The sequence below is a fragment of the Micromonospora sp. NPDC048905 genome (assembly GCF_040649655.1).
Taxonomy (GTDB): domain Bacteria; phylum Actinomycetota; class Actinomycetes; order Mycobacteriales; family Micromonosporaceae; genus Micromonospora.
Genome location: NZ_JBEZFV010000001.1, coordinates 108,850 through 120,809, shown reverse-complemented (window position 1 = coordinate 120,809; position 11,960 = coordinate 108,850). Strand labels below are relative to the sequence as shown.

Below are 11,960 nucleotides of genomic sequence, written 5' to 3'. Positions count from 1 at the left end.
TCAGCCCTGCGGCGGGCTCATCGCGAGGTCCTTGATGATGACCTCCTTCTTCGGGTGGCCACCACCGGCCTGCTGGGCGAACGCCCCGTCGTCGCCGGCCTTGGCCACGTCCTTGACGAGGTCCATGCCGCCGGTGATGGTGCCCAGCACCGTGTACGCCGGGTCCAGCGGCGAGTCACCGTAGACGATGAAGAACTGGCTGCCGGTGCTGCCCGGATCCTGCGACTTGGCCATCGCGATGACACCCTCCGGGTACGGCGGGCGCTTGTCGGTGGGCAGGTTCTCCTCGGCCATGCGGTAGCTCGGGCCGCCCTGGCCGTCGGTGGGGCGCCAGCCGTTGCCGGTGGCGCTCGGGTCGCCGCACTGCAACACCTTGATGCCCTCGCTCACGAGGCGGTGGCACTTGGTGTTGTCGAAGAAGTTCTTCTCCGCGAGATAGCTGAAGCTGCCCGCCGTGCACGGCACCTTCGACCGGTCGACCTTGGCCGTGATCGGGCCCAGGTTGGTGTCGATCGTCATGGTCTGCACGCCGGTGGCGGACTGCTGGTTGCTCGGCAGCCCGACGTCCTTGATCTGCGGGGGACGCTGTTCCTTCGGCAGCTCGTTGAAGGCGCACTCCGCCGCGCCGGCCGGCGCGGCGGTGTTCTTCTTGTCGTCGTCGCCGCCGCCGAGGCTCACCGCCAGCCAGACGGTGCCGGCGACCACGAGCACCAGCGCGCCTGCCGCGCTGACGATCGCCCGCGTCTGCCGGCGCTTGCGGGCCTTGGCCGCCCGCTCGGCCATCTCCTTCTCGAGCCGGGCGCGTGCCGCCGCGCGCTGCCGCTCTCTGGTGGACGTCACGCCTGGATCCTCCTGGCTGTCTGCTGCTGGGGTGCCGCTGGGGTGTGGGTGGTGGCGGCCGGTCAGCCGGCGCTGGGGCTGCTGGACGGCGCGCCGGAGGCCGACGGCATCGGCGCCGCCGCGGTGACCGGCTCACCGACGGTGAGGCTCTGGATCGTCACGTCGGTGCTGGGCTTGACCTTGGCCCCGGTCCCATTGTCCACGGTCGGGAGGGCACCGATCTTCTCCACCACGTCCAGCCCGGCGGTCACCCGCCCGATCACCGGAAACTTCGGCTCGGCGGTGGTGAAGTCCTTGAAGAAGATCAGGAACTGGCTGCCGTTGCTGCCCGGCGGGTTGGCGATCATCGCCACGGTGCCCTTCGGGTACGTCGGCGGCTGGCCGGAAGCGGGGCTGGCCGACGGCACGGTCGGCAGCTCCTCGTCGTAGAACGAGTAGGTCGGGCCGCCGAGGCCGGTGCCGCTCGGGTCACCGCAGCGCAGCGCGCCGTCGGCGGTGATCTCGTGGCACTTGGTGTTGTCGTAGAACGACCGGCTCGCCAGGTGCGCGATGCTCGCCGCCGCGCAGGGCGAGTTGGTCAGGCTGAGCTCCGCGGTGATCGGCCCGCCCTGGTTGGTGGTCACCGTCATCGCCCGGGTGCCTTCGGTGGGCAGACCCTTGCTCTCCGGCGTGCCGACGTCCTTGAGGTTGGCGTTGGCCGAGGCGTCCTGCGGCGTCCAGAGGCAGGTGTCCTCGTTTGCCGTGTTCTGCTTGGAGTCGGAGTCGAACGCTCCGAGTGCCCAGGCGGAGCCGGCCACGACCAGCACGAGGATCAGGGCGGCGCCGACGCCGGCCTGGATCTGCCGACGCCGCCGCGTGGCGGCGGCCCGGCGGGCCAACTGCCGGTCGAGCTTGGCCCGCGCCATTTTGCGCTGCCGGTCCCTGCTGGAAGCCACCGGTGCTCCCCTTTCCTCTACCTGGTCGTCGCCGGCGACCGGGCGTCCCGGCCCGTCCGGGCGTCACGTGTGCCGCGCCACACGCCCGCCAGAGTGTACGGCTAGTGACTGGGAAAGTGGTGTACGAGGTCCACCCCGTTCCGAGCAGCGCTTATCGGGCGGTGTCACTGTGTCCCGCGGGGCGCGCGGGACGGACGCGGCAAACTCACTCGGCGCGCCCGTTAGGCTGCTGGGCAGGACGACAGCCGTTCGACGAAAGGACAGCGCCCGTGCTCGTGGCCGGCTTTCCCGCGGACGCCTTCGGCACCAACTGCTACGTGGTTGCCACCGCGCCGGGGGAGCAGTGCGTGGTGGTCGACCCCGGCATCGGGGTGCTCGACCAGCTCGACGCGCTGCTCGCCGAACACCGCCTGCATCCGGCCGCTGTCCTGCTCACCCACGGCCACCTCGACCACACGTTCTCGGTCGCGCCGGTCTGCGGTGCGCGGGGCATCACCGCCTACGTGCACCCCGGCGACCGGGAGATGCTTGCCGACCCGGCCAAGGGCCTCTCCGCCGACCTGACGTCGCTGTTCGGCGGCCGACTGAGCTACACCGAGCCGGATGAGGTGGCCGAGCTGACCGACGGCGCCACCCTCACCCTCGCCGGCCTGGAGATCGCCGTCGACCACGCCCCGGGCCATACCGGCGGGTCGGTGCTGTTCAGGTTGCCCGGCGCGGGCTCGGGCTGGGAGGCGGACGAGATCTGCCTGTCCGGCGACGTCCTCTTCGCCGGGTCGATCGGCCGCACCGACCTGCCGGGCGGGAGCATGCCGGCCATGCTCACCAGCCTGCGCGACAAGATCCTTCCGCTGGCCGACGACACCGTCGTGCTGCCCGGCCACGGCCCCGCCACCACCATCGGCCGCGAGCGCGCCAGCAACCCGTACCTCGTCGAGGTGGCCGGCACGACGCCGGCCGCTCCCACCCGGGGCCTCTAGATCTTTCGTCCGCGCCGCGGCGCGGACCCACGACACCACCGCGCCGCGGGCGCGGCACCGCAAGGAGTACGCCGATGAGCAAGCCCACGCCCATCTCCGGTTTCCCGGAGTGGACCCCCGGTCAGCGGATGATCGAGCAGTTCGTGCTCGACAAGATCCGGGCCACGTTCGAGCTGTACGGCTTCGCGCCGCTGGAGACCCGCGCGGTGGAGCCGCTGGACCAGCTGCTGCGCAAGGGCGAGACCTCGAAGGAGGTCTACGTGATCCGGCGGTTGCACGCAGACGCCGAGGGCGCGGGCGGCGACGACCAGCTCGGCCTGCACTTCGATCTGACCGTGCCGTTCGCCCGGTACGTGCTGGAGAACGCCGGCAAGCTGACCTTCCCGTTCCGCCGCTACCAGATCCAGAAGGTGTGGCGGGGGGAGCGGCCGCAGGAGGGGCGCTACCGGGAGTTCGTCCAGGCCGACATCGACATCGTCGACCGGGACACCCTGGCCCCGCACCACGAGGCGGAGATGCCGCTGGTCATCGGGGACGCGCTGCGGTCGCTGCCGATCCCGCCGGTGACCATCCAGGTCAACAACCGCAAGATCCCCGAGGGCTTCTACCGGGGTATCGGGCTCACCGACCCGGAGGCGGCGCTGCGGGCGATCGACAAGCTCGACAAGATCGGTCCGGCGAAGGTGGCCGAGCTGCTGGCCCAGACCGCCGGGGCGAGCGAGGCGCAGGCCAAGGCGTGCCTGGCGCTGGCCGAGATCTCCGCGCCGGACGCGTCGTTCGCCGACGCCGTGCGGGCGCTCGGGGTGAGTGACCCGCTGCTCGACGAGGGCATCGAGGAGCTGGTCCGGGTGGTGCAGACCGCCGCCGAGCACTCACCCGGCCTCTGCGTCGCGGACCTGCGCATCGCCCGCGGCCTGGACTACTACACGGGCACCGTCTACGAGACCCAGCTGCGCGGCTACGAGCGGTTCGGCTCGATCTGCTCCGGCGGCCGGTACGACAACCTGGCCAGCGCCGGCGCTGTCTCGTACCCCGGGGTGGGTATCTCGATCGGGGTGACCCGGCTGCTCGGGTTGCTGTTCGGCGCGGGGGACCTGTCGGTGTCCCGCTCGGTGCCCACCTGTGTCCTGGTGGCGTTGGCCGACGAGGAGCACCGGCCGGCCAGTGGCCGGATCGCGGCGGCGCTGCGGTCCCGCGGCATCGCCACCGAGGTCTCGCCGAGCGCGGCGAAGTTCGGCAAGCAGATCCGTTACGCCGAGCGGCGCGGCATCCCGTACGTGTGGTTCCCGGGTGCCGACGGAGCGCCGGACGAGGTGAAGGACATCCGTTCGGGTGAGCAGGTCACGGCCGGTGCGGGGGAGTGGATGCCACCCCTGGCGGACCGCAAACCGACGGTCAGCTGAGTCTCACCACTGGCGCTCCTGGCCGCGGGGACCTACGGTAGCGTAAGTTACGCCACCGTAGGGAGCTTCTCGTGACCGTCAGCACCACAGTCAGTCAGACCGCACTGCTCGTCGAGTTGGAGCCGGTGGTTGCCCGCAACCTCGACCGCCACCTCTCGCTCGCCAAGGAGTGGTTCCCGCACGAGTACGTGCCGTGGAGCGAAGGGCGGACCTTCGACGGGCCGCTCGGCGGCGAGGCGTGGTCACCGACCGACTCCACCATCCCGGACGTGGCCCGCACGGCGCTGATCGTGAACCTGCTGACCGAGGACAACCTGCCCTCGTACCACCACGAGATCGCCACCCTGTTCGGCCGGGACGGCGCGTGGGGCACCTGGGTGCACCGGTGGACCGCGGAGGAGGGTCGGCACGGGGTCGCGATCCGCGACTACCTGACCGTCACCCGGGCGGTCGACCCGGTGGCGTTGGAGCGGGCCCGGATGACGCACATGTCGGAGGGCTACACCAACGCCCACGGCGACGAGGTGCTGCACTCGCTGGCGTACGTCTCGTTCCAGGAGTTGGCCACCCGCATCTCGCACCGCAACACCGGCAAGGCCACCGGCGACCCCGCCTGTGAGGCACTGCTGGCCCGGGTGGCCGCCGACGAGAACCTGCACATGGTCTTCTACCGCAACCTGCTCGCCGCCGCGTTCGAGCTGGCCCCGAGTCAGGCCATGCGGGCCGTCGCCGACGTGGTGGCCGACTTCCAGATGCCGGGCGCCGGCATCGACGGTTTCGCCCGCAAGTCGGTGGCGATCGCCCTGGCGGGCATCTACGACCTGCGCCAGCACCGCGACGAGGTGCTCCAGCCGGTGCTGCGTCAGTGGGACGTCTTCAACGTGACAGGTCTCGACGCCGACGGCGAGGCGGCCCGCGAGCAGCTCGCCGCCCAACTGGACAACCTGGACAAGGCAGCAAGCCGCTTCGAGGAAAAGCGCGACGCAAGAGCCGCCCGCCTAGCCCTCCGCTAACCCCCACCCCCAGACACCCGTGTTGATCAAGAGGTTTGCGTCACCGGGAGCCCGTTTCCTGACGCGAACCTCTTGATCAACCATCCAGGGACGGGGTCAGGGTTGGGGGAGGAGGAGGCAGGTGCTGGTGGCGTGGGCTGTCAGGCGGCCGTTGGCGTCGGTGATGCGGGCCTCGGCCAGGGCCGTCCGGTTGCCGCGTTGCAGCACCGTGCCCTCGCAGCGCAGCGTGCCGCTGGCGACGGTGACCGGGCGGAGGAACTTCACGTTGAGGTCCAGCGAGGTGTAGCCGACGCCGGCCGGCAGGGTGCTGTGCACGGCGCAGCCCGCGGCCGTGTCCAGCAGTGTCGAGAGGACACCACCGTGGACGGTGCCGAGCGGGTTGTAGTGGAACTCCTGCGGGGTCAGCTCGACGACCACCACGCCCTCGTCGGCCGCCATCCGGGTCATGTCGATGAGGTGCATCACCGGTGGTGCGGCCAGCTCGCCGGCGATCATCGCCCGGAGCATGTCGAGGCCACTGCGTCGACCGATCTGAGCGGCGTTGACCGCCGGGTCCGCCCAGGTGAAGGTGCGGCTGCGCGCCGGTTCCTGCGTCTGCGTCATGGACGCAGCCTGGCAGCAGGTTGCTGAGTCTGTCAACGAGACCTAGCCTGGTCGGATGCGACCCGCAGCGCTGGACTGGTCGGTGGAGAACTGCACCATCGCCCGTGCCATGGAGATCCTCGGTGAGCGGTGGACCCTTGTGGTGCTCCGCGAGGTGTTCACCGGCGTCCGCCGCTTCGACGACATGCGGGTACGCACCGGCATCCCACGGCAGGTGCTGACGAACCGGCTGGCCGGCCTGGTCGAGCGGGGCGTGCTGCGCCGCGAGCCGTACCGGGAGCCGGGGAGCCGGCTGCGCCACGAGTACCTGTTGACGGAGAAGGGCCTGGATCTCTGGCCCGTCCTGGTGGCCGTGCTCGGGTGGGGTGACCGGCACCTTGCCGACGCCGAGGGCTCGCCGCTGACCGTCACTCACCGTGACTGCGGCGCCCTCGTGCACGCCGAGTTGCGCTGCGCCGACGGACACGATGTGGGGCGGGTGCGTGACGTGGTTCCCCGCCCCGGCCCCGGTGCCCGCCGCCGTACGCCCTGACGGGCGGACCCGCGCCGGCCGGTGCCACAAGGCATCGACAACCATGCTCGCCGAGGGCGGGTTGGGTGTGACGGCGGCTGTTCGCCATCGTGTCGGTGGTGTTGCGGAGATGTGGCCGGCTGCGTTCGCTGAATCCGGGCTCAACCAAGCCTTGTCAATGATCTTAAGTATGTGAATACTTCAGTGCACTTGGCCGGTTTCCCCAGATCGGCCGGGTTGCCATCGGGTCAGCCGACCTCGGCGAGACCCGCTCCCCCGCCCAGGAGGTTGTTACATGCGACCCACGAGGTCCACATTCCGCGTTGCGGCCACTGTCGCCGTTTCCGGAAGTCTGGTCGTCGGTGTGCTCATCGGCGCACCCGCCCAGGCCGCACCCGCCGCCTCGCCCGACGCCGCGGCCGCGCTGTCCGCGCAACTCGGCGACCGCTCGGCCGGTTCGTACATCGACGCCAGCGGCAGGTCCGTCGTCACGGTGACCGACGCGGCCGCCGCGAGCGCGGCGAACAAGGCCGGCGCCGCCGTCCGCTACGTCACCCGCGGTGCCGGCGAACTCAACCGGGCCACCGCCGATCTGGAGCGCTCCGCGAAGATCCCGGGCACCGCCTGGTGGAGCGACCCGGTCACCAACCAGGTCGTCGTCTCCGTCGACAGCACCGTCACCGGCGCCAAGCTGGAGCGGGTCAAGGCCGCCGCCGCGCGGGCCAACGGCGCGGTCCGCGTCGAGGCCGAGGCGGGCGTGCTGAGCACCCGGATCTCCGGCGGCCAGGCCATCTACGCAGGCGGGGGCGGGCGCTGCTCGCTCGGCTTCAACGTGCGCAGCGGCAGCACCTACTCCTTCGTGACCGCCGGGCACTGCACCAACATCTCCGCCAACTGGTACTCGAACTCCGCCCAGACCGCCCTCATCGGCACGCGGACCGGCACCAGCTTCCCGGGCAACGACTACGGCATCGTGCGGCACAGCAACTCGGCGAACGCCGCCGGCAACGTCTACCTCTACAACGGCAGCTACCGGGACATCACCGGCGCCGGCAACGCGTCCGTCGGCCAGTCGGTGCAGCGCTCCGGCAGCACCACCGGCCTGCGCGGCGGCACGGTGAACGCGACGAACGCCACCGTCAACTACGCCGAGGGCTCCGTCTCCGGGTTGATCCGCACCAACGTCTGCGCCGAGCCGGGCGACAGCGGCGGCTCGCTGTTCGCCAACACCACGGCCCTGGGCATGACCTCCGGCGGCAGTGGCAACTGCCGCACCGGTGGCACGACCTTCTTCCAGCCCGTCACCGAGGCCCTGAGCCGCTACGGCGTCAGCGTCTTCTGATCCCGTCACCGCCCGCGGGCCGCCGGAGGATTCCGGCGGCCCGCGTCGCGCGTCCGGGCGCCGTCGCGCGCCGGCTCACGCGAGCCGGTCGGGCCGCTGGGTGGGTCGCAGGGGATCCGGGGGTACGACACCCACGGCGGGACCGGTGGGTGTCGCGGCGCCGACGGACCAGGCGAGGTGCGCCCGCCGGGCGGAGACGACCGCCAGCAGCGGCCACAGGGAGACCGCCACCGCCGTGACCCGCTCGGCCAGCCCGGTGCGCGACCCACTCGTCACCTCGAACGCGCACCAGCCGAAGAGCGCGAGCAGCACGAGGGTGGTGCTCAGCCCCACCGCCCGGCGGAACGCCCAGGGCGCCTCCGGTCGGGTGGGGTGCGCGGTGTCGTGACCGCGCGGCAGCCGCAGTGCCGAGCCGGCCGGCCAGAGCACCAGGGCGAGGACGGCCACCGTGGCCGCGACGCCGTGGCTGACCGAGCCGCCGACCGGCGGCCGGGGAAACGCGACAAGCGCGATGGTGGCCACCCCACCGATCGCGAGCAGGAACCGGCTGGGCAGTCCGGCCGCGTGCAGGACGGCGGCCACCGACAGGTAGCAGCAGCCGAGCAGCACCAGCGCCACCACCATGATCCAGGCGTCGGTGGCGTCCTGCCCCGCCAGCTCGCTGATGGTGTCCCGGATCGGGTCGTACCCGGCGGGTTGCCGGGCCTCCGCGACGGTCCAACCGGCCACCAGCAGCACGGGCGCCGCCGCCGCCGTGGCGACGGCCCAGTTCGGTACGGGCCGCATTTCGCCACGTTAACCGGCGCGGCTGCCGGGGGAGTCGGGTTCGCCGGTCCACCCCACCAGCGAATCGCGCCGGCCTGCCGGGTGCCCGGAGGCGGGGCGGCCACCCCTGACAGAATGCGGGTGAGGACTGTTCCACGATGAGGAGTTGCCAGCCGTGATCCGTACCCACAATGCCGGAAGCCTGCGCGCCGCGGACGCCGGCTCGACGGTGACGCTCGCCGGGTGGGTGGCCCGCCGGCGCGACCACGGCGGGGTCATCTTCGTCGACCTGCGCGACGGCACCGGCGTCGTCCAGGTGGTCTTCCGCGAGGAGGACGCGCACGCGCTGCGCAACGAGTTCTGCGTGAAGGTCGTCGGCGAGGTGACCCGCCGGCCGGCCGGCAACGAGAACCCGGAGCTGCCCACCGGTGAGGTCGAGGTGACCGTCACCGAGCTGGAGGTGCTCTCCGAGGCCGCGCCGCTGCCGCTGCCGGTGGACGACCAGATCGAGGCCGGCGACGACATCCGGCTCAAGTACCGCTACCTGGACCTGCGTCGCAGCGGGCCGGCGAACGCGCTGCGGTTGCGTTCGCGCGCCAGCCACCTGGCCCGGGGTGTCCTGCACGAGCGGGACTTCCTGGAGATCGAGACGCCGACGCTGACCCGGTCGACGCCCGAGGGCGCCCGCGACTTCCTGGTGCCGGTGCGCCTGCAGCCCGGCAGCTGGTACGCGCTGCCGCAGTCGCCGCAGCTGTTCAAGCAGCTGCTGATGGTCGGCGGCATGGAGCGGTATTACCAGATCGCCCGCTGCTACCGCGACGAGGACTTCCGGGCCGACCGGCAGCCCGAGTTCACCCAGCTCGACATCGAGATGTCCTTCGTCACCGAGGACGACGTGATCGACCTCGGTGAGGCGATCGTCTCGACGCTGTGGAAGGAGCTGGCGGGGCACGAGATCTCCGGGCCGATCCCGCGGATCACCTGGCACGACGCCATGGCCCGGTACGGCTCCGACAAGCCGGACCTGCGCTACGGCGTCGAGCTGACCGAGCTGACCGACTACCTGCGCGGCACCGCGTTCCGGGTGTTCGCCGGGGCGATCGACGCGGGCGGTTACGTCGGCGCGGTCGTGATGCCGGGTGGCGCGGCGCAGAGCCGCAAGGAGCTGGACGGCTGGCAGGACTGGGCCAAGGCGCGTGGCGCGCGCGGCCTGGCGTACGTGGTGCTGGACGCCGAGACCGGCGAGGCGCGCGGCCCGGTGGCGAAGAACCTCTCCGCCGAGCACCTGGGCGGGCTGGCCGACGCGGTCGGCGCCAAGCCGGGCGACGCGATCTTCTTCGCCGCCAGCGCCACCACTCGGGAGGCGCAGGAGCTGCTCGGCGCGGCCCGCGTCGAGATCGCCAAGCGGTCCGGTCTGATCGACGAGAGCGCCTGGGCGTTCTGCTGGGTGGTCGACGCGCCGATGTTCGAGCGCACGGACGAGGGCGGTTGGACGGCTGTGCACCACCCGTTCACCTCGCCGAACTCGGAGTGGGTCGACCGGTTCGAGGAGGCTCCGGACCGGGCCCTGGCGTACGCGTACGACATCGTCTGCAACGGCAACGAGATCGGCGGTGGGTCGATCCGTATCCACCGGGGTGACGTGCAGAAGCGGGTCTTCGACCTGCTCGGCATCACGCCCGAGGAGGCGCAGGACAAGTTCGGCTTCCTGCTGGAGGCGTTCAAGTACGGCGCACCGCCGCACGGCGGCATCGCCTTCGGCTGGGACCGGGTCTGCATGCTGCTCGCCGGCGCGGACTCGATCCGCGAGGTCATCGCGTTCCCGAAGACCCGGGGCGGCTTCGACCCGCTGACCAGTGCCCCCACCCCGATCACCGCCCAGCAGCGCACCGAGGCCGGCATCGACGCCAAGCCCAAGCCCCCCGCAACAGCCCACACGGGTACGGCCGGCCCCGCGGCCCCGGTAGCCGACCCGGTCTAACCGCACCCCCGCCCCCGCTTGGTTGATCAAGAGGTTTGCGTCATCATCGCCCCGCGAGATGACGCAAACCTCTTGATCATCGGTGGGGGAGTGGGCTGGCATGCGGGTGCTTGTGGTCGGGGGCAGTGGGTTTCTGGGTTCCGAGGTGTGTCGGCGGGGCGTTCGCGCCGGGCTCGCTGTGGTCGGGACCTTCCACTCCGGTGAGCTCGCGGTGCCGGGCGTGCACGCGCGGCGGCTGGACGTGACGGACCGGTCCGCCGTGCGCGCGCTTGTCGCGCAGGTGCGACCGGACGCCGTGGTCGGGACCCCCTACCGGTACGACGACTGGGCGGTCACCGCCGACGGCGCCGCGAACGTGGCGGTCGCCGCCGCCGAGGTGGGCGCCCGACTGGTGCACGTGTCGAGTGACGCGCTGCACGCCGGCCGTCCCATGCCGTACGCCGACGACGACCCACCCACCCCGGTGCACGCCTACGGAGCGGCGAAGGCCGCGGCCGAGACCGCCGTGCGGGCGATCGACCCCGGTGCGGCCCTGGTGCGTACCTCCCTGATCCTGGGGGAGGGCAGCAAGCAGATCCAGCTCTGCCGGGACGCGCTCGCCGGCCGGGCGGCGCTGTTCACCGACGAGTCCCGCTGCCCGATCGATGTCACCGACCTGGCCGACGCCGTGCTGGAGTTGGTCGCCTCCTCGTACACGGGTCTGCTCAACGTCGCCGGCCCGGACGCCGTCAGCCGCGCCGACCTGGGCCTGCTGGTCGCGACGCGGTTCGGTCTGGACGCGGCCGGGCTGACAACCACCACCGGGGCCGCCGCCGGCCTGTCCCGCCCCCTCGACGTACGCCTCGACTCCACCCGCGCCGCCGGCCTGCTCCGCACGCGACTGCGGGGAGTACGCGAACTTCTCGCGCCCTGAGCAGCCTTGCACACATGTCATGCACAACTCTTGTGCACAAGAGTTGTGCAGAGATAGTGTGCAGGAATGGAGAGTCCTTCACCCGACCGGCCGGTCGAGCAGCGCCGCGTCCATCTGGACGGCCGACAGGTTCGCACGCTTGCCCACCCCCTGCGGATGCGGCTGCTCGGCTCGCTGCGGGTCGACGGCCCGGCGACCGCGACCGCGTTGGCCGAGCGGTTGAGCACCAACACCGGCGCCACGAGTTACCACCTGCGCCAACTCGCCGACGTCGGGCTGGTGACCGAGGACCCCGACCGGGGCACCAGCCGGCAGCGATGGTGGCAGGCCGCACACGACGTCAGCGACTTCGAGCCCACCGACTTCGACGACGATCCGGACGCCCGTGCCGCCGTGCAGTGGATCCAGGGCGACCAGGTACGGGTGATGGCCGAGCTGGCCGAGCGGTGGATGGCCGTCGAGCACCACCAGTCCCGTGACTGGCGTGACGCCGCCGGCATGAGCGACCTGGTGCTGCCGCTGGACCCGACCCGGCTGCGGGCCCTCAGTGCCGACCTGTGGGCGGTGCTGATGCGCTACCGCGAGGAGGCGGTCACCGAGGCGTCGGACGCCAAGCCGGTGCACGTGTTCCTGGCCGGCTTCCCCCGGTTGGACGATCGCTGGTGAGCGCGAGG

Annotated in this window: 12 protein-coding genes; 8 read left to right on the top strand and 4 right to left on the bottom strand. The window is 71.8% G+C overall.

Translation table 11 applies throughout. The features are described 5' to 3' along the window. Positions 1-840, bottom strand: coding sequence for a peptidylprolyl isomerase (locus AB0C01_RS00580; RefSeq protein ID WP_357245246.1), 840 nt, complete (start codon positions 838-840; stop codon positions 1-3). Positions 841-902: 62 nt separating this feature from the next. Further along, complete coding sequence (locus AB0C01_RS00575; RefSeq protein ID WP_357245244.1) at positions 903-1,775, bottom strand: peptidylprolyl isomerase; 873 nt, start codon at positions 1,773-1,775, stop codon at positions 903-905. Positions 1,776-2,044: 269 nt separating this feature from the next. Here AB0C01_RS00575 and AB0C01_RS00570 point away from each other — a divergent pair, with 269 nt between their 5' ends. The 3 genes from AB0C01_RS00570 to AB0C01_RS00560 all read left to right on the top strand — a co-directional run bounded on the left by AB0C01_RS00570 (position 2,045) and on the right by AB0C01_RS00560 (position 5,171). Next, positions 2,045-2,755, top strand: a complete 711-nt coding sequence (locus AB0C01_RS00570; RefSeq protein WP_357245243.1) for an MBL fold metallo-hydrolase — start codon at positions 2,045-2,047, stop codon at positions 2,753-2,755. A 74-nt stretch (positions 2,756-2,829) separates the two neighbouring features. Then, entirely contained in the window at positions 2,830-4,158 is a 1,329-nt protein-coding gene (hisS, locus tag AB0C01_RS00565; protein WP_357245241.1) for a histidine--tRNA ligase, read from the top strand. Positions 4,159-4,229: 71 nt separating this feature from the next. After that, positions 4,230-5,171, top strand: a complete 942-nt coding sequence (locus tag AB0C01_RS00560) for an acyl-ACP desaturase (RefSeq protein WP_357569855.1) — start codon at positions 4,230-4,232, stop codon at positions 5,169-5,171. A 96-nt stretch (positions 5,172-5,267) separates the two neighbouring features. Here the strand turns inward: AB0C01_RS00560 and AB0C01_RS00555 are convergent, their stop codons facing one another. Continuing rightward, positions 5,268-5,774 carry a PaaI family thioesterase gene (locus tag AB0C01_RS00555; protein ID WP_357569854.1) on the bottom strand — a complete coding sequence of 169 codons (507 nt, stop codon included), beginning with the start codon at positions 5,772-5,774 and terminating at the stop codon, positions 5,268-5,270. 55 nt (positions 5,775-5,829) lie between these two features. On the opposite strand from AB0C01_RS00555, the gene AB0C01_RS00550 reads away from it, so the two are divergent. After that, positions 5,830-6,306, top strand: a complete 477-nt coding sequence (locus AB0C01_RS00550; RefSeq protein ID WP_357569853.1) for a helix-turn-helix domain-containing protein — start codon at positions 5,830-5,832, stop codon at positions 6,304-6,306. 274 nt (positions 6,307-6,580) lie between these two features. Beyond that, the gene (locus tag AB0C01_RS00545; RefSeq protein ID WP_357245233.1) at positions 6,581-7,627 is read left to right on the top strand and encodes a S1 family peptidase; all 1,047 of its coding nucleotides are present in this window, start codon (positions 6,581-6,583) and stop codon (positions 7,625-7,627) included. 75 nt (positions 7,628-7,702) lie between these two features. On the opposite strand, the gene AB0C01_RS00540 is transcribed toward AB0C01_RS00545, so the two are convergent. Beyond that, the gene (locus AB0C01_RS00540; RefSeq protein WP_357245231.1) at positions 7,703-8,413 is read right to left on the bottom strand and encodes a DUF998 domain-containing protein; all 711 of its coding nucleotides are present in this window, start codon (positions 8,411-8,413) and stop codon (positions 7,703-7,705) included. Between the two features lie 154 nt (positions 8,414-8,567). Between AB0C01_RS00540 and aspS the strand changes: the two genes are divergently transcribed. The 3 genes from aspS to AB0C01_RS00525 all read left to right on the top strand — a co-directional run bounded on the left by aspS (position 8,568) and on the right by AB0C01_RS00525 (position 11,952). After that, positions 8,568-10,373, top strand: coding sequence for an aspartate--tRNA ligase (aspS, locus tag AB0C01_RS00535; RefSeq protein WP_357245229.1), 1,806 nt, complete (start codon positions 8,568-8,570; stop codon positions 10,371-10,373). A gap of 100 nt (positions 10,374-10,473) precedes the next feature. Continuing rightward, on the top strand, positions 10,474-11,286 hold the full coding sequence (locus tag AB0C01_RS00530; protein WP_357569852.1) for a sugar nucleotide-binding protein: 813 nt from the start codon (positions 10,474-10,476) through the stop codon (positions 11,284-11,286). Between the two features lie 66 nt (positions 11,287-11,352). Then, a complete protein-coding gene (locus AB0C01_RS00525; RefSeq protein ID WP_357245226.1) occupies positions 11,353-11,952 on the top strand; it encodes a helix-turn-helix domain-containing protein in 600 nt (199 codons plus the stop codon). Positions 11,953-11,960 lie beyond the last annotated feature (8 nt).

Coding starts and splice junctions, on each gene's coding strand:
- hisS (WP_357245241.1), top strand. CDS start 2,830: ATGAGCAAGCCCACGCCCATCTCCGGTTTCCCGGAGTGGACCCCCGGT.
- AB0C01_RS00555 (WP_357569854.1), bottom strand. CDS start 5,774: ATGACGCAGACGCAGGAACCGGCGCGCAGCCGCACCTTCACCTGGGCG.
- AB0C01_RS00550 (WP_357569853.1), top strand. CDS start 5,830: ATGCGACCCGCAGCGCTGGACTGGTCGGTGGAGAACTGCACCATCGCC.
- AB0C01_RS00545 (WP_357245233.1), top strand. CDS start 6,581: ATGCGACCCACGAGGTCCACATTCCGCGTTGCGGCCACTGTCGCCGTT.
- AB0C01_RS00540 (WP_357245231.1), bottom strand. CDS start 8,413: ATGCGGCCCGTACCGAACTGGGCCGTCGCCACGGCGGCGGCGGCGCCC.
- AB0C01_RS00530 (WP_357569852.1), top strand. CDS start 10,474: ATGCGGGTGCTTGTGGTCGGGGGCAGTGGGTTTCTGGGTTCCGAGGTG.
- AB0C01_RS00525 (WP_357245226.1), top strand. CDS start 11,353: ATGGAGAGTCCTTCACCCGACCGGCCGGTCGAGCAGCGCCGCGTCCAT.